General features: G+C 63.8%; 15 protein-coding genes. 13 read left to right on the top strand and 2 right to left on the bottom strand.

The window, feature by feature from the left end:
* The first annotated feature begins 227 nt into the window (after positions 1-227).
* From gap to HG549_RS05145, 6 genes are all read left to right on the top strand, one after another.
* Positions 228-1,229: a type I glyceraldehyde-3-phosphate dehydrogenase gene (gene gap, locus HG549_RS05170; RefSeq protein WP_170028450.1), complete on the top strand. Its 1,002-nt coding sequence runs from the start codon at positions 228-230 to the stop codon at positions 1,227-1,229.
* A 236-nt stretch (positions 1,230-1,465) separates the two neighbouring features.
* The gene (locus HG549_RS05165; RefSeq protein WP_170028449.1) at positions 1,466-1,978 is read left to right on the top strand and encodes an RNA polymerase sigma factor; all 513 of its coding nucleotides are present in this window, start codon (positions 1,466-1,468) and stop codon (positions 1,976-1,978) included.
* Positions 1,979-2,051: 73 nt separating this feature from the next.
* Positions 2,052-3,014 carry a FecR domain-containing protein gene (locus tag HG549_RS05160; RefSeq protein ID WP_170028448.1) on the top strand — a complete coding sequence of 321 codons (963 nt, stop codon included), beginning with the start codon at positions 2,052-2,054 and terminating at the stop codon, positions 3,012-3,014.
* A 242-nt stretch (positions 3,015-3,256) separates the two neighbouring features.
* The gene (locus HG549_RS05155; RefSeq protein ID WP_170028447.1) at positions 3,257-5,845 is read left to right on the top strand and encodes a TonB-dependent receptor; all 2,589 of its coding nucleotides are present in this window, start codon (positions 3,257-3,259) and stop codon (positions 5,843-5,845) included.
* 202 nt (positions 5,846-6,047) lie between these two features.
* Positions 6,048-6,641 carry a biliverdin-producing heme oxygenase gene (locus HG549_RS05150; protein ID WP_170028446.1) on the top strand — a complete coding sequence of 198 codons (594 nt, stop codon included), beginning with the start codon at positions 6,048-6,050 and terminating at the stop codon, positions 6,639-6,641.
* Between the two features lie 55 nt (positions 6,642-6,696).
* A complete protein-coding gene (locus HG549_RS05145; RefSeq protein WP_170028445.1) occupies positions 6,697-7,110 on the top strand; it encodes a YbaN family protein in 414 nt (137 codons plus the stop codon).
* Here the strand turns inward: HG549_RS05145 and arcD (HG549_RS05140) are convergent.
* Entirely contained in the window at positions 7,090-8,517 is a 1,428-nt protein-coding gene (gene arcD / locus HG549_RS05140; RefSeq protein ID WP_170028444.1) for an arginine-ornithine antiporter, read from the bottom strand. The genes HG549_RS05145 and arcD (HG549_RS05140) overlap by 21 nt on opposite strands.
* A gap of 435 nt (positions 8,518-8,952) precedes the next feature.
* Between arcD (HG549_RS05140) and arcD (HG549_RS05135) the strand changes: the two genes are divergently transcribed.
* The 6 genes from arcD (HG549_RS05135) to HG549_RS05110 all read left to right on the top strand — a co-directional run bounded on the left by arcD (HG549_RS05135) (position 8,953) and on the right by HG549_RS05110 (position 15,978).
* Positions 8,953-10,380, top strand: a complete 1,428-nt coding sequence (gene arcD / locus HG549_RS05135; RefSeq protein ID WP_170028443.1) for an arginine-ornithine antiporter — start codon at positions 8,953-8,955, stop codon at positions 10,378-10,380.
* A 32-nt stretch (positions 10,381-10,412) separates the two neighbouring features.
* On the top strand, positions 10,413-11,666 hold the full coding sequence (gene arcA, locus HG549_RS05130; RefSeq protein WP_170028442.1) for an arginine deiminase: 1,254 nt from the start codon (positions 10,413-10,415) through the stop codon (positions 11,664-11,666).
* Between the two features lie 68 nt (positions 11,667-11,734).
* A complete protein-coding gene (locus tag HG549_RS05125) occupies positions 11,735-12,745 on the top strand; it encodes an ornithine carbamoyltransferase (protein ID WP_170028441.1) in 1,011 nt (336 codons plus the stop codon).
* A gap of 175 nt (positions 12,746-12,920) precedes the next feature.
* Positions 12,921-13,850, top strand: coding sequence for a carbamate kinase (arcC, locus tag HG549_RS05120; protein WP_170028440.1), 930 nt, complete (start codon positions 12,921-12,923; stop codon positions 13,848-13,850).
* Positions 13,851-13,906: 56 nt separating this feature from the next.
* Positions 13,907-14,275, top strand: a complete 369-nt coding sequence (locus HG549_RS05115; RefSeq protein ID WP_170028439.1) for a DUF5064 family protein — start codon at positions 13,907-13,909, stop codon at positions 14,273-14,275.
* Positions 14,276-14,469: 194 nt separating this feature from the next.
* On the top strand, positions 14,470-15,978 hold the full coding sequence (locus tag HG549_RS05110; RefSeq protein ID WP_170034054.1) for a sigma-54-dependent transcriptional regulator: 1,509 nt from the start codon (positions 14,470-14,472) through the stop codon (positions 15,976-15,978).
* An 11-nt stretch (positions 15,979-15,989) separates the two neighbouring features.
* Here HG549_RS05110 and HG549_RS05105 read toward each other — a convergent pair whose 3' ends face one another.
* Positions 15,990-16,859, bottom strand: a complete 870-nt coding sequence (locus HG549_RS05105; RefSeq protein ID WP_170028438.1) for a LysR family transcriptional regulator — start codon at positions 16,857-16,859, stop codon at positions 15,990-15,992.
* Positions 16,860-16,977: 118 nt separating this feature from the next.
* Here HG549_RS05105 and HG549_RS05100 point away from each other — a divergent pair, with 118 nt between their 5' ends.
* Positions 16,978-17,400, top strand: a complete 423-nt coding sequence (locus tag HG549_RS05100; protein ID WP_170028437.1) for an ester cyclase — start codon at positions 16,978-16,980, stop codon at positions 17,398-17,400.

The following is a 17,400-nucleotide window of genomic DNA, read 5'->3' as shown; positions in this document are numbered from 1 at the left end:
GGCATTTCCCCTCCAAACGATTGCGGCCTAGGCTCAAGGTAGAGGAGCCCGCTGCATCGGTGGAGGCACGTCGCCCGACCACTCGTTGTATGTTTAAACAAAATATTGCCACTAAAAAGGCTTGTTTTCTATCGGTCAGTGAATAATCTTGTAATTCCAACAACAAAACCGTTTCAGTGAAGCTCCTTTGTGCCACAGGTTTCACTCGGACTGCCAGAGGTACTGCCATGACTTTACGCATCGCCATCAATGGATTCGGCCGCATCGGGCGCAACGTCCTGCGCGCACTGTATACCCAAGGCTACCGCCAGGACCTGCAGGTCGTCGCCATCAACGATCTGGGCGACAGCGCCATGAACGCCCATCTGCTCAAATACGACAGCGTGCATGGCACCTTTGACGCCAGCGTCGAGGCCGACCACGAAAGCCTGACGGTCAATGGTGACCGTATCGCCGTCAGCGCCATCCGCAACCCGGCCGAACTACCGTGGAAGGCCGAGGCGATCGACGTGGTGTTCGAATGCACCGGGCTGTTCACCGAGCGCGCCAAGGCCGCCGCGCACCTGGCTGCGGGGGCAGGCAAGGTGATCGTCTCGGCACCCGCCAAAGGCGCCGATGCTACCGTGGTATACGGCGTCAACCATGATGTCCTGCGGGCCTCGCACCAGGTCATCTCCAACGCCTCCTGCACCACCAACTGCCTGGCGCCGATTGCCCAGGTGCTGCACCGCGAGTTCGGTATCGAGCAGGGCCTGATGACCACCATCCATGCCTATACCAACGACCAGGTGCTGACCGACGTGTATCACGGCGACCCGTACCGCGCACGCTCGGCGACCCAGTCGATGATCCCCAGCAAGACCGGGGCCGCCGAGGCGGTAGGCCTGGTGCTGCCGGAACTGGCCGGCAAGCTGACCGGCATGGCGGTGCGCGTGCCGGTGATCAACGTGTCGCTGGTGGATCTCACGGTCAACCTCCGGCGCGAGGCCACGGCCGAGCAGGTCAACCAGCTGTTCCTCGAAGCCAGCAAGCATTCGCGGGTGCTGGGTTACAACGCCTTGCCGCTGGTTTCCTGCGATTTCAACCACAACCCGCTGTCGTCGATCTTCGATGCCAACCATACCCGGGCCAACGGGCGCATGCTCAAGGTGCTGGCCTGGTATGACAACGAGTGGGGCTTCTCCAACCGCATGCTGGATAACTGCCTGGCGCTGTGCCGGGCCGGCTGAGTGCCGGGTAGGAGCGGCCTTGCGTCGCGAGGGGCCGCAAAGCGGCCCCGGCCAAATGTGCTGGGGTCGCGATCCCGGGGCCGCTCCGCGCCCCATCGCGACGCAAGGCCGCTCCTACACAGGGATCGCGCAAGGCGCGGCACTCACAATCTTTACCTTTTCCTAACATCTCCAAGCTTGACCTTCGACAAGGATGATAAGCATTATCATTAACCCCTTGTCGCCCAGGTCCCCTCGTGAGTCAGTCCCGGTTCAATTCCGTCTTCCTCGTCCAGCGCCTGAGCCTGCTGCGTACCCTGCAGCGCATGGTTGGCAACCCGAACACGGCCGAGGACCTGTTGCAGGAGACCTACCTGCGGGTATCCCGCGCCCTCGCTGAGCGGCGCGTCGAACACATCGAACCGTTCGTGTTCCAGACCGCGCGCAACCTGGCCCTCGACCACCTGCGCGCACGCCGGGTGCAATCGCGCATGCTGGTCGACGATGTGCCCGACGAGGTGCTGCATAGCGTGGCCGCGCCGGCCTCCAGCAGCGAGGATGCCGCGCATGCCGAACAGTTGCTCAAGCAGTTGAGCGTCAGCCTTGGCCAGCTGAGCGAACGCCAGCAACGCATTTTCATCCTCAGCCGCCTGCATGGCGCCACCTACCTGGAAATTGCCGAACAACTGAAAGTTTCGCCCAGCACGGTCCAGAAGGAACTGAAACTGATCATGGCGATCTGCATGGGTGTTGCCGACCGCCTCAAGTGAGGCAACGCAAAGCCCTTGCTACCACCCGCCCCAGCCTTGATCATTCGCAGAAAAGACCATTCAGGGATTCACCGTGACCGACAGCCCCGCCCCCCGCCCGTCACCCGCCGGCCCAGACGCCCGTGCCCGTGCCATGGACGAGGCGCTGGACTGGCTGGTACGCCTGCAATGCGCCGACGCCGAGGAGACCCTGGCCTTCGAAGCCTGGCTGAGCGCAGCAGCGGAAAACGCCGAAGCCTATGTCGAGGCCGAAGCCCTGTGGCACGGCGCACCGCTGCGCCAGGTGGCCGTGCAGATGCATCTGCAACAGCGCCGGTCGTGGCGTGGGCGCCTGCGCAGCCACTGGAAACCGCTGGCTACCGCCGCGCTGCTGCTGGTCGGGCTGTGCACCTTTGGCAACCTGCCCCTGCGCCTGCAGGCCGATCACCTGACGCTGGTCGGCGAACGCCAGCGCCTGCAACTGGATAACGGGGCGAAAGTGTTGCTCAACACCGATTCGGCATTCGCCAGCGAGTACCGTGACGGCCGCCAGGTCGCCCGCCTGCTGCAAGGCGAGGCCTATTTCCAGGTTGCCGGAGGAGCACGGTTGCCACTGGAAGTACAGGCCGGGCCGCTGCGCGCCCAGGTGGGCGATACCGACTTTGCCGTGCGCTACCTTGGCGGCGAGGCACAAGTGCGGGTGCAGCGCGGCGATGTCGACTTGCAGGGCGCCCGCGACCAGCGTATCCGCCTGAGTGCCGGCGAAAGCATCAGCGTCGGCCCCCATGGTTTTGGCCAGCGCCAGCGCCCCGACATGCGCAAGGACCTGGCCTGGGTGGATGGCCGCCTGGTGTTTGAAGACTGCCCGCTGAGCCAGGTGCTGGCAGAGCTGCGGCGCTACTACCCAGGCTGGATCATCAACCGCAATACGCAGCTGGAAAACGTGACGGTGACTGGCAACTACCGCCTCGACCAGCCCCTGCAGACCCTGCGCGCGCTGGCCCACATCACCTCGGCCCGGCTGCATGAGTACCCGGCGCTGGTCATCCTGAACTGATCTTTTGCCTAGGCCGGCTTGATCGCTGGCGACCCCGCACACACCGCGCCGCCTGCATCGCGGATAAATCCGCTCCTACAGGTAACGCGCTGGCTTGCCGGCGCTAGGGCGCACGGTCTTGTATTTATTTTTACGCGGTCGCGTCACCTCGCCCGTCTCGTTATAGCCAATGCGACTGATTCTTGTTTCAAAACAGGAACAGCCAACACCTATAACAGTCCGCGCGTCAGGGAGCGCTTTCGATGTCCACAGGTCCTACCCGCCCCTCCACCCTTCCCCGCCGTACAGTGCCACTGTCCCTGCTGACCCTGGCCCTGCTCGCCAGCGGCACCTGCAGCCTGCCGACGCTGGCCGCCGAGCCGGCCCAGGCCAGCAGCCCGCGCATGGGTGAATACCGCTTCAACATCGGCCAGCAACCACTGGTGACGGCCATCAATGCCTTCAGCCAGGTCACCGGCTGGCAGGTCGGCTTCAGTGCCGAGCTGGCCGACGGCGTAGTTTCGCCAGGCGTGCACGGCGCGCTACTGCCGGAAGCCGCACTCAAGCGCCTGCTGCACGGCACCGGCCTGGGCGTGCGCAAGATCGGCAACGGCAATGTGGTGCTCGAACGCCAGGCCGGCAATAACGTGGTCGCCCTGCAGCAGGTCACCGTCAGCGCCACCCGCAGCGCCCAGGACGTCAGCCAGGTGCCGAGCACCGTCAGCGTGCAGACCCGCGAACAACTGGACCGGCAGAACGTCAACACTATCCACGACCTGGTGCGCTATGAGCCAGGGGTGTCAGTGGCCGGCACCGGCCAGCGCAGCGGCCTGAACGGCTACAACATCCGTGGCATCGACGGCGAGCGAATCCTCACCCAGGTCGACGGCGTGTCGATCCCCGACAGTTTCTTCTATGGCCCCTACGCCCAGACCCAGCGCAACTACGTCGACCCGGAAATCGTCAAACGCGTGGAAATCCTGCGCGGCCCAGCCTCGGTGCTGTATGGCAGCAACGCCATCGGCGGCGCGGTCAGCTATTTCACCCTCGACCCGGACGACATCATCAAGCCCGGCAAGGACGCCGGCGCCCGCCTGAAGAGCGGCTACAGCTCGGCCGACGAAAGCTGGCTGACCTCCGCCACTGTCGCCGCTCGCCAAGGTGACGTCGACGGCCTGCTGCACCTGAGCCAGCGCAACGGCCATGAGACCGAGACCCACGGCGGCCACAGCGGCGCCGGGCTGTCGCGTAGCGAAGCCAACCCGATGGACGCACGCACCACCAACGTGCTGGCCAAGCTGGGCTGGGATTACGCCGAGGATGCTCGCCTGGGCTTTACCTACGAACACTACAAGGATGACCGCGAGCAGAATATCCTCAGCGCGGTGGGCGGGCCGTTCACCGGCGGCGGCAAGGGCATGGGGTTCTACAAGGCGCGTAGGGGCAACGACGTCATCACCCGTGAGCGCTTCGGCATCAGCCATGAGTTGGGCCTGGCATCGCCGGTGGCCGACCACCTGAAGTGGAGCCTCAACTACCAGGTTGCCAAGACCGACCAGCATACCGAGGAAATCTACGCCCCGTTTACCCGCCAGGTGTTGCGCACCCGCGATACCCTCTACAAGGATCGCCAGTGGGTGTTCGATGCGCAGCTGGACAAGGCCTTCAGCATTGGCGCCAGCGACCACCTGCTGACCTACGGCACCACCCTCAGGCATGAGAAGGTCACCGGCTCGCGCAGCGGCACCGGTACCTGCCTGGCCGTTGGCGCAGGCTGCCCTGCCGCCGGCGCTGACCGCCCGGCCGATGGCCAGGCCCTGGTCAGCGACTTCCCCGACCCGACCGTGAACACCTACAGCCTGTTCGTGCAGGATGAAATCCGCTGGAACGACTGGACCTTCCTGCCCGGCGCACGCTACGACTACACGCGCATGGAGCCAAGGTTCACCGAGGAATACCTGCGCGGCCTGGAATCCACCGGCGCGGCGCCCACCTCCCAGGACGATTCCACCAGGAAGTGGCACCGTGTCTCACCCAAGTTCGGCCTCACCTATGCCTTCAACGATAACTACACCTGGTACGGCCAGTACGCCGAAGGCTTCCGCACGCCGACCGCCAAAGCCATGTTTGGCAAATTCCAGAACCTCGACCAGGGCTACCGCGTGGAAGGCAACCCAGGCCTGGAACCGGAGAAGAGCAAAAGCTATGAAACCGGCCTGCGCGGCAACTTCGACGCCGGCAGCTTCGATGTGGCGGTGTTCTACAACAAGTACCGCGACTTCATCGATGAAGACGCGGTGCAGAGCGCCAACCTGGAGCAGACTTTCCGCGCCAGCAACATCGAGCACGCCACCATCAAGGGCGCCGAGTTCAAGGGCCGCCTGAACCTCGACCGCTTCGGCGCGCCGCAGGGCCTGTATGGCCAGGGCTCGCTTGCCTATACCTACGGCCGCAACGATGACAGCGGCGCACCGCTGAACAGCGTCAACCCGCTCAAGGGTGTGTTCGGCCTGGGTTACGAGCAACAGCAATATGGTGGCCTGCTGAGCTGGACACTGGTCAAGCGCAAGACCCGCGTCGACGACAGCAGCTTCCATTCGCCCGACGGCTCCGCCAGCAAGTTCCGCACCCCGGGCTACGGCGTACTGGACCTGACCGGCTACTACCGGGTCAGCGACGACGTCACCATCAATGCTGGCCTGTACAACCTCACCGACAAGAAGTACTGGCAGTGGGATTCGGTGCGCAGCTACGACGGCCAGGGTGAAGCGGCAGTGACCCAGCCAGCCAACATCGACCGCCTGAGCATGCCGGGACGCAACTTCGGCATCAATGTGGTCTGGGATATCTGACCCTTTGCACCTGTAACGGCCTCTTCGCGGGCTCGCCCACTCCCACAGGTACTGCGCAAGCCTTGGGCCTGCGCTGGACCTGTGGGAGCGGGCATGCCCGCGAAGAGGCCAGTACAGGCAACACGAAAACCCGATTTTTTTACTGTTCCGTCCCCGCTGTTTCGTCTTGTCTCTAGATGCCCCCCTTTCCAAGGACTGCCCCATGACCGACCGCCCAGCCCTGCGCTCCCAGCGCCTCAACCAGATCACCCACGCCCCCCATGCCGAACTGGATGCCCTGGTCAAAGCCCACGCACCCTTCGACAGCCGCGAAAGCTTCGCCCGCTTCGTGGTCGCCCAGTACCTGTTCCAGGCCGAACTGCAGGCCCTGTACAACGACCCGCAACTGATCGCCATCGTTCCCGACCTGGCCGAGCGCTGCCGCGCCGAACAGGCCCGCCTGGACCTCGCCGACCTCGACACCGAAGTGCCACCCGCCGTGCCAGGTGCCCTGCGCAATCCAGGCCTGGGCGAGGCAATGGGCTGGATCTTCGTCTCCGAAGGCTCCAAACTGGGCGCGGCGTTTCTGATCAAGCGCGCCATGGCTCTGGGCCTGTCCGACAGCTTCGGTGCCCGCCACCTCGGCGAGCCGGCCGGGGGCCGCGCCGAAGGCTGGAAACAGTTCACCCGTATCATTGATGGCCTGGCGCTGTCGGCCGACGACGAGGCTGCTGCCGAACGCGGCGCAGTGGCTGCCTTCGAGCGCTTCACCGAACTGCTCAGGCACGCCTATGCTACGCATGCCGCGCTGGCTTGACAGGCCATACCCGGCCACCCTGTCGGTGGCCGACCGCTTTTTATGCAGTGAGACCATGACCCGACCCGCCCGCTCGAAACTCGCCCGCCTGCTGTATGCGATCCTGGCTTATGTCAGCCTGGGCGTGGGCCTGGTGGCGATTGTCATTCCCGGCCTGCCGACCACCGAATTCATCCTGCTGGCGGCCTGGGCGGCTACCCGCAGTTCACCGCGGCTGTCGGCCTGGCTGGAAAGCCACCGGCTGTTCGGGCCGATCCTGTACAACTGGCGCAATGGCAAGGTGATCCAGCGGCGGGCGAAAGTGAGCGCGACACTCAGCATGCTGCTGTGCGCAGGGCTGATGCTGACGCTGCTGCAACACCACTGGCCGGTATACCTGGCCATTGCCGGCATGACCCTGGGCAACCTGTGGATCTGGTCACGCCCCGAGCATCCCAGCCCTGCCCCTTCACAGGCTCAGCAGCCCTGAGTACAGGGCATAGGCGGCCAATGCGGCGCCTGCCAGCACGGCGGTAAATATCAGCTTTTCCCAATGGCTGAACAAGGTCTGGCCCTGCTCACGCTTGGCCCTGGCGAACAAAATCACCCCCGGGGCGTAGAGCAACGCCGACAACAGCAGGTACTTGAGACCGCCGGCATAGAGCAGCCAAATGGCATACAGCAAGGCAACCAGCGCCACCAGCAGGTCCTTGCGGCGCAGCGCCGGCTGCCCGGCGTAGGTTTCTCCGCGTACCGCCAGCAGCACGGCGTAGGCCGCCGACCACAGGTAGGGCACCAGGATCATCGACGAGGCCAGGTAGATCAGGCTGGTATAGGTACCGGCGGAAACCAGCGTGATCAGCAGAAACCCCTGGATCATGCAGTTGGTCAGCCACAGGGCGTTGGCCGGCACATGGTTGGCGTTTTCCTTGGCCAGGAAACGCGGCATGGTCTTGTCGCGCGCCGTGGCGTAGAGGATCTCGGCACACAGCAGCGCCCACGACAACAGCGCGCCGAGCAGCGAAACCGCCAGGCCGAGGCTGATCAGCAGGGCGCCCCAGGGCCCGACGATATGCTCCAGCACCGAGGCCAGCGACGGGTTCTGCAACCCGGCCAGCTCCGGCTGGGTCATGGTGCCCAAGGACAGCACGTTGACCAGTACCAGCAGCGCCAGCACCCCGAGAAAGCCGATCACCGTGGCCTTGCCCACATCCGAACGGCGCTGGGCACGCCCGGAATACACGCTGGCACCTTCGATGCCGATGAACACGAACACGGTCACCAGCATCATGTTGCGCACCTGCTCCAGCACGCTGCCGAACTGCGGGTTGCCCAGGCCCCAGATGTCCCGGGTGAAGATATCGGCACGGAAGGCGAACGCTGCAATCACCACGAAAATCAGCAACGGCACGACCTTGGCCACGGTGGTCACCTGGTTGATGAACGCCGCTTCCTTGATGCCGCGCAGCACCAGGAAATGCACCGCCCACAGCAGCAGCGAGGCACAGCCGATGGCGATCGGCGTGTTGCCTTCGCCAAATACAGGGAAGTAGAACCCCAGGGTGCTGAACAACAGTACGAAGTAGCCGACGTTGCCCAGCCAGGCGCTGATCCAGTAGCCCCAGGCCGAGGAAAAGCCCATGTAGTCGCCAAAGCCGGCCTTGGCGTAGGCGTATACCCCTGAATCCAGCGCCGGCTTGCGGTTGGCCAAGGTCTGGAACACGAACGCCAGCGCCAGCATGCCGACCGCGGTAATGGCCCAGCCGATCAGCACCGCCCCCACTTCAGCACGCGCCGCCATGTTCTGCGGCAGCGAGAAGATCCCGCCACCAATCATCGAGCCGACCACCAGCGCGATCAGCGCGCCGAGGCGCAGCTTCTGTCCCGGTTCGCTCATGTGCCTCCTGTTTTTTTGCCCGCTGTCACAGGTTTGAAACAGCCAAGCGGGCTATATAGATATTGTTACTTATAATGTTAGTGATCGATGAAGCTAGAGGACTCATAACTGCTCTGTCTATAACGCAGCTACGGGAAAACTAGCACCTGCCGGGCAACTAGGAAAGCGCCTGATAAAACTCGAAATTCTTGTCAAAAATTTGCGAAAGCGGCAAAAGCGGCTAGCTTCAAGCTTCGCAGGCGGAACAGAGCGTTTGCTCTAGAAGGACATGGAGGTGCCAGTGCGCAAGGCCTGCAGCAGAAGCTGTCGGCACTCTCCAGGAGTATCGTGAAGGATTTTTCCCACTTCACGTCGCCATGAACTGACCTAAGTCAGCGTATGGCAGCGGCGTCGGATTTACTCTGTCGTCAACTTTCTCCTGGCAGGAGTTGTTAAATGTCTGATTCGTCCGGAAAACTAAAACTCGGCGCGTTAGTTGCACTTGTCGTCGGTTCGATGATTGGTGGCGGGATCTTCTCGCTGCCGCAAAACATGGCGGCCAGCGCCGGGGTCGGCGCAGTGCTGATCGGCTGGGCCATCACCGCGGTCGGCATGCTGACCCTGGCGTTCGTGTTCCAGACCCTGGCCAACCGCAAGCCTGACCTGGATGGCGGGGTGTATGCCTACGCCAAGGCCGGTTTCGGTGACTACATGGGTTTCTCCTCGGCCTGGGGCTACTGGATCAGTGCCTGGCTGGGCAACGTCGGCTACTTCGTGCTGTTGTTCAGCACCTTGGGCTACTTCTTCCCGATCTTTGGCGAAGGCAACACCCCGGCCGCCATCATCGGCGCCTCGGTGCTGCTGTGGGCGGTGCACTTCCTGGTACTGCGCGGCATCAAGGAAGCGGCATTCATCAACCTGGTCACCACCATCGCCAAAGTGGTGCCGCTGGTGCTGTTCGCCCTGATCTGCCTGTTCGCCTTCAAACTCGACATCTTCACCGCCGACATCTGGGGCCTGGGCACGCCAGAGCTGGGCAGCGTGATGAACCAGGTGCGCAACATGATGCTGGTCACCGTGTGGGTGTTCATCGGCATCGAAGGCGCGAGCATCTTCTCGGCGCGGGCGGAAAAACGCAGCGACGTGGGCAAGGCCACGGTGATCGGCTTCGTGACCGTGCTGTTGTTCCTGGTACTGGTCAACGTGCTGTCGCTGGGCATCATGACCCAGCCGGAACTGGCCAAGCTGCAGAACCCGTCGATGGCCGCCGTGCTGGAACATGTAGTCGGCCACTGGGGCGCGGTGCTGATCAGCGTCGGCCTGGTCATCTCGCTGCTCGGGGCCCTGCTGTCGTGGGTGCTGCTGTGCGCCGAGATCATGTTCGCCGCCGCCAAGGACCACACCATGCCGGAGTTCCTGCGCCGCGAGAACGCCAAGCAGGTACCGGCCAACGCCCTGTGGCTGACCAACGCCATGGTGCAGATCTTCCTGGTGATCACGCTGTTCTCCGAAAGCACCTACCTGTCGCTGATCTACCTGGCCACGTCGATGATCCTGGTGCCCTACCTGTGGTCGGCCGCCTATGCCGTGCTGCTGGCAGTGCGCAGCGAAACCTACGAACAGGCCCTGGCCGAACGGCAGAAGGACCTGATCATCGGTGGCATCGCCCTGGTGTACGCGATCTGGCTGCTGTACGCCGGCGGCGTGAAATACCTGCTGCTCTCGGCCCTGCTCTACGCACCTGGGGCGATCCTGTTCGCCAAGGCCAAGCGTGAGGTTGGCCAGCCTGTCTTCACCAACGTGGAAAAACTGATCTTCGCAGCCGTGGTCATCGGTGCCCTGGTGGCAGCCTTCGGCCTGTACGACGGCTTCCTGACCCTGTGATCCACGTCTTCGTTCAATTGGAGGAATGAACCATGTCCGCTGAAAAACAGAAGTACGGTGTCCACTCCGAAGCCGGCAAACTGCGCAAAGTGATGGTTTGCTCGCCGGGCCTGGCGCACAAGCGCCTGACGCCGAGCAACTGTGACGAGCTGCTGTTCGACGATGTGATCTGGGTCGACCAGGCCAAGCGTGACCATTTCGACTTCGTCACCAAGATGCGCGAACGGGGCGTGGATGTGCTGGAGATGCACAACCTGCTGACCGACATCGTCCAGCAACCCGAAGCGCTGAAGTGGATTCTCGATCGCAAGATCACCCCTGACACTGTCGGTGTTGGCCTGATCAACGAAGTGCGCAGCTGGCTCGAAGGCCTCGAACCGCGCCATCTGGCCGAGTTCCTGATTGGCGGCGTGGCTGGTCAGGACCTGCCGCAGAGCGAAGGTGCCGAAGTGGTCAAGATGTACAACGACTACCTGGGCCACTCCAGCTTCATCCTGCCACCGCTGCCCAACACCCAGTTCACCCGTGACACCACCTGCTGGATCTACGGCGGCGTGACGCTGAACCCGATGTACTGGCCGGCGCGACGTCAGGAAACCCTGCTGACCACCGCCATCTACAAGTTCCACCCGCAGTTCACCAATGCCGACTTCCAGATCTGGTACGGCGACCCGGACAAGGAACACGGCCAGTCCACCCTCGAAGGCGGCGATGTCATGCCGATCGGCAAGGGTATCGTGCTGATCGGCATGGGCGAGCGCACCTCGCGCCAGGCCATCGGCCAGCTGGCACAGAACCTGTTCGCCAAGGGTGCGGTGGAAAAGGTCATTGTTGCCGGCCTGCCCAAATCGCGTGCCGCCATGCACCTGGATACCGTGTTCAGCTTCTGCGACCGCGACCTGGTCACGGTCTTCCCGGAAGTGGTCAAGGAGATCGTGCCGTTCATCATCCGCCCGGACGAGAGCAAGCCATACGGCATGGACGTGCGCCGCGAACACAAGTCGTTCATCGAGGTGGTGGGCGAGCAACTGGGGGTCAAGCTGCGCGTGGTCGAAACCGGCGGCAACAGCTTCGCCGCCGAACGCGAGCAGTGGGATGACGGCAACAACGTGGTGGCCATCGAGCCGGGCGTGGTCATTGGCTACGACCGCAACACCTACACCAATACCCTGCTGCGCAAGGCCGGGATCGAAGTCATCACCATCAGCGCCGGTGAACTGGGCCGCGGCCGTGGCGGCGGCCACTGCATGACCTGCCCGATCGTACGCGACCCGATCGACTACTAACGACCATACCCCCGGCCGCCCATACCCAGCGGCGGCCGGTGCGTTCACCAAACTCAAGGAGATAAGTCATGGCGTTCAACATTCACAACCGCAACCTGCTCAGCCTGGAACACCACACCACCCGCGAGCTGCGCTACCTGCTGGACCTGTCCCGCGACCTCAAGCGCGCCAAGTACACCGGCACCGAGCAACAGCACCTGAAGGGCAACAACATCGCCCTGATCTTTGAAAAGACCTCCACCCGTACCCGCTGCGCCTTCGAAGTGGCCGCCTATGACCAGGGCGCCAACGTTACCTACATCGACCCGACCTCCTCGCAGATCGGCCACAAGGAAAGCATGAAGGACACCGCCCGCGTGCTCGGGCGCATGTACGACGCCATCGAGTACCGTGGCTTCAAGCAGGAAATCGTCGAGGAGCTGGCCAAGTTCGCCGGCGTGCCGGTGTTCAACGGCCTGACCGACGAATACCACCCGACCCAGATGATCGCCGACGTGCTGACCATGCGCGAGCACAGCGACAAGCCGTTGCACGACATCAGCTACGCCTACCTGGGCGATGCCCGCAACAACATGGGCAACTCGCTGCTGCTGATCGGTGCCAAGCTCGGCATGGACGTGCGCATCGCCGCGCCCAAGGCACTGTGGCCGCATGACGACCTGGTCGAGCGCTGCCGCAAGTACGCCGAGGAAAGCGGCGCGCGCATCACCCTCACCGAGGACCCGGTGGCCGCGGTCAAAGGCGTGGACTTCGTGCACACCGACGTCTGGGTATCGATGGGCGAGCCGATCGAGGCCTGGGGCGAGCGCATCAAGCTGCTCAAGCCGTACCAGGTCAACACGCAGCTGATGAAGTCCACCGGCAACCCGCGGACCAAGTTCATGCACTGCCTGCCGGCGTTCCACAACTCCGAAACCAAGGTGGGCAAGCAGATCGCCGAACAGTACCCGGACCTGGCCAACGGTATCGAAGTGACCGACGACGTGTTCGAGTCGCCGGCCTGCATCGCCTTCGAGCAGGCGGAAAACCGCATGCACACGATCAAGGCGATCCTGGTGTCGACCCTGGCTGACCTGTAAGCCTCGCCCGCCTACCGGGGGACTGCGCTGTACTTGTGGGAGCGGGCATGCCCGCGAATGCGTCAGCCGCACCAGTGATGGTGCCTGGCCTCTTCGCGGGCACGCCCGCTGCCACAGGGAACCCCGCAACCCCCGTGTAGCGGCAGCTCATTCTTTTCGTTAAAGGACATTCCCCATGCGTATCGTTGTTGCATTGGGCGGCAACGCCCTGCTGCGTCGCGGCGAGCCCATGACCGCTGACAACCAGCGCGCCAATATCCGCACCGCCACCGAGCAGATCGCCAAGATCCACCCTGGCAACGAACTGGTCATCGCCCACGGCAACGGCCCGCAAGTCGGCCTGCTGTCGCTGCAAGGGCTTTCCTACAAGCCCGACGAGGCCTACCCGCTGGACGTGCTCGGTGCCGAGACCGAGGGCATGATCGGCTACATGATCGAGCAGGAGCTGGGCAACCTGCTGGCCTTCGAAGTGCCGTTCGCCACCCTGCTGACCCAGGTGGAGGTGGACGCCAACGACCCCGCCTTCAAGGACCCGACCAAGTTCATCGGCCCGGTGTATGCCAAGGAAGAGGCCGAGCGCCTGGCCAAGGAGAAAGGCTGGGTGGTCAAGGCCGACGGCGACAAGTACCGCCGCGTGGTGGCCAGCCCGAAACCCAAGCGCATCTTCGAGATCCGCCCGATCAAGTGGTTGCTGGAAAAAAACAGCATCGTGATCTGCGCCGGCGGTGGCGGCATCCCCACCATGTACGACGAAAACCGCAAGCTCAAGGGTATCGAGGCGGTGATCGACAAGGACCTGTGCTCGGCCTTGCTGGCCGAGCAGCTGGATGCCGACCTTCTGATAATCGCCACCGATGTCGATGCCGCCTATATTGACTGGGGCAAACCCACGCAGAAAGCCATCGCCCAGGCCCACCCCGACGAACTCGAACGCCTGGGTTTCGCCGCCGGCTCCATGGGGCCCAAGGTGCAGGCCGCCTGCGACTTTGCCCGCCACACCGGCAAGGTGGCGGTGATCAGTTCGCTGGAAAACATCGAGGACATCGTCAAAGGCACCGCCGGTACCCGCGTTTCCACCGCGAAGCCGGGTATCAGCTACCGTTGAATGCAGTGGGCGGGCGCTTGATGCCCGCCATTTTCGACCTTCCAAAGGAGCTTGCCATGGCCCAGTACCAACCCGGTCATGTACATATCGAGCGCACCGCGCTGAACAAGAACGACCACAGCTATGACCTGAACATCGAATACGAGGCTGCGTCGGACCCCAAGGAAGGCAGAGGCATCCAGTTTCGTATGCATGGCAGCATCGAAGGCAAGCCAGTGGAAGAAAAGTTCTTCCTGGCCAAGGACCAGGTGCTGCCCAGTTTTCTCATGGTCCTGAGCCGCAAGGCCCAGTCATACCTGGCGCCGCCCAAGAAATTCGAGAGCCTGGGTTCGCCGCACAAACTCTACGACCATATGTTCTCGGACATCCGTGAAAAACTCGATGTGAAATCGGGCGACCCGATCAAGCCTGAACATCTGGAGTGATGCCACCATTGCGGGGCCGCTCCTACAAAGGTGATGTATTCTGAGCTGCGCCCCAGAGGGTGGACAGATGTCCAACATCTGGGGCGCAGCTCATTCCCCTGTAGAAGCGGCCGTGCGTCGCGATGGGCCGCAAGGCGGTCCCGGCGTTGTTGAGGCATACTACCGCCGTCCCTGGCCACCACCTCACCGTCCCCATGCGCATCCACGTCAGCTTCATCGACCGCGTCGGCATCACCCAGGAAGTCCTCGCCCTGCTCGGTGCCCGCAACCTCAACCTGGACGCAGTGGAGATGGTCCCGCCGAACGTCTACATCGACGCCCCCACCCTCAGCCCCGCCGTGCTCGAAGAACTCCACGACGCGCTGTTCGAGGTACAGGGCGTGCAGTCGGTGGAGGTGGTCGACATCCTTCCCGGCCAACGCCGCCACCTGCAGCTCGACGCCCTGCTGGCGGCGATGAGCGACCCGGTACTGGCGGTGGACAGTGCCGGCAAGGTGCTGCTGGCCAACCCGGCACTGATCGAGCTGTGCGGCCGCGAATCCGCAGGGCGCTCGGTGGGCGAGTTGTTCGGCGACCCGGCACTGCTGCAGGCTTTGCTGGACAACAACTTCCACCTGCCGATGCGCGAGATGCAGCTCAACGGCCAGAGCCTGCTGCTGGACGCCACGCCGATCACCAACGCCGGTGGCCTGCTGACCCTGTACCCGCCCACACGCATGGGCGAACGCCTGTCGGCCCTGCACCATGACCATGCCGAGGGCTTCGATGCCTTGCTCGGCGAGTCGCCGGCCATCCGCACCCTCAAGGCCCGCGCCCTGCGTGTGGCGACGCTCGATGCGCCGCTGCTGGTGCACGGCGAAACCGGCACCGGCAAAGAGCTGGTAGCCCGCGCCTGCCACGCCATCAGCAGCCGCCACGCGGCGCCCTTCCTGGCGCTGAACTGCGCTGCGCTGCCCGAGAGCCTGGCCGAAAGCGAACTGTTCGGCTACGCCCCGGGCGCCTTCACCGGCGCGCAACGAGGCGGCAAGCCCGGGCTGATGGAGCTGGCCAACCAGGGCACGGTGTTTCTCGATGAAATCGGCGAAATGTCGCCGTACCTGCAGGCCAAGCTGCTGCGCTTTCTCAGCGATGGCAGTTTCCGCCGGGTAGGTGGCGACCGGGAAGTGAAGGTGGATGTACGCATCATCAGCGCCACCCACCGTGACCTGGAACGCATGGTCGCCGACGGTAGCTTCCGTGAAGACCTGTTCTACCGCCTCAACGTGCTCAACCTGCAGGTACCGCCGCTGCGCGATCGAGGCCAGGACATCCTGATGCTGGCGCATTTCTTCATGCAACAGGCCTGCACGCAGATCCAGCGCCCGCCCTGCCGGCTGGCCCCGGCCACCCATTGCGCACTGCTGGCCAACCCTTGGCCAGGCAATGTGCGCCAGTTGCAGAACGTGATCTTTCGCGCTGCGGCCATCTGCGAGGGCAACCTGGTGGATATCGGCGACCTGGACATCGCCGGCACCTCGGTGGCGCGTGGCCAGGACGGCGAAGTGGCCAGCCTGGAGCAGGCGGTGGCCGATTTCGAGCGCGAGCTGCTGCAACGCCTGTACACCAGCTACCCATCGACACGGCAACTGGCCGGGCGCTTGCAAACCTCGCACACCGCCATTGCCCAGCGCCTGCGTAAATATGGCATACCCGGCAAGGCTTGATCGGATGTTGTTCAGCCGGTTCCCAGGGCTTCCTGCAGCACCTGCTCAAGGATTACGAAATACGCCCTTATGTGGGCCTGCTTCAAGGCCTGCGGCCGAGTAACCATGTAGACCTCCATGTCTGGCAGGCGCAGGTCCGGGAACAGCTCGATCAGATCGTTCGCCAGTATCCTCGGCAGTACGGCAACGCCCATGCCCCGTCTCACCGATTCGAGTTGTGCGGTGAACGAGCTCACGCGGATGGGCGCGCGGTCCAGCCCCCCTGCCTTGGCCGCACGCAGTTGCGGTAACGCATCCAGCGGCGGCAGCAGGCCGATATTGACCGCCGTCGCCGGGGTGACGCCCGGGTAGCGCTGCAGGTAACCAGCAGCGGCGAACACGCCATAGCCAAGCCGGCCCATGGGCCGATAGATCAGTGAGGGTTCCCCCAGGTGGACCGTGCGCACGGCAATGTCCGCCACGCCGCGGGCAATCTTGTGAAAGTCGGCGGTCACGGTCAGCTCCACCGAACAACCCGGGTGCAGGCTGGTAAAGCGATCGGCCGCCTCCAGCACGCTCGTCGAGAAGCCGTCCCCTGCGCTCACCTGGACAGTGCCAGAGAGTGCACAAGGCAGATCGTCGTCGCCGCCTCGGGTTTGCCGGCGCAGGCCAGCTTCTGCTGCCAGGGCCACCTCTACCAGCGCTTGGCCGCGCGAAGTCAGCCTGCAACCTTCTACGCCCCGCTCCACCAGCGGCTCGGCCAGTGCGGCCTCAAGCTGGGTCAGGCGACGCGACACGGTCGACGCCGCGATGCCCAGCAACTCGCCAGCGCGAAGAAAGCTGCCACGCCGCGCTACCGCCAGCAGCAGCCGAAGATCATCCCAGTTTTCCTGCAACGCCATCTGTGCTGGCCTCTCCACGCTTTGCGAATATGCAAAGCGATTATGCAGTAGCCGCTGTTTTTCGACAGCAAGCCCGGGAGTACCTTGGGCCCTCCCCTGAACGAATGGAATGCAATGCATGATGACTGGCCCCAAGGACTATGCCCAGCGTGCCGCCAACGCCTTCAACCAGCGTGATGTGCAAGGGCTGCTGGCATTGGTTGACGAGGACTTCGTGTACCTGGATGGCATGACCAGGCAAACCGGGCGCGAAGCCATGCGCGCCCGCGAGTTGGCGTTGTTCAGCGCTTTCCCTGATGCCCAGGTGGCCCTGACCCCGTTCATGGTCGCGGACGATCGGCTGGCCATGAGCGCCGTCCTGACCGGCACCTTCAGCTCGCCGCTGTGGCTGCCGGCAGGGGTGATCGTTCCGGCCCATGGGCGCCGGGCCTGCCTGCAGTATGCGGCCCACTTCACCTTCAGAAACGGCCTGGCGGTTCGCGAAACGGTGTTTTTCGACAGTGCCACGTTGCGGCCATCGGCCGAACAGGGCGAGGGTTGA

It is taken from the genome of Pseudomonas sp. SK, assembly GCF_012975065.1.
In the GTDB taxonomy this organism is placed as follows: domain Bacteria; phylum Pseudomonadota; class Gammaproteobacteria; order Pseudomonadales; family Pseudomonadaceae; genus Aquipseudomonas; species Aquipseudomonas anuradhapurensis.
This window is presented reverse-complemented; position numbering and strand designations above follow the sequence as displayed.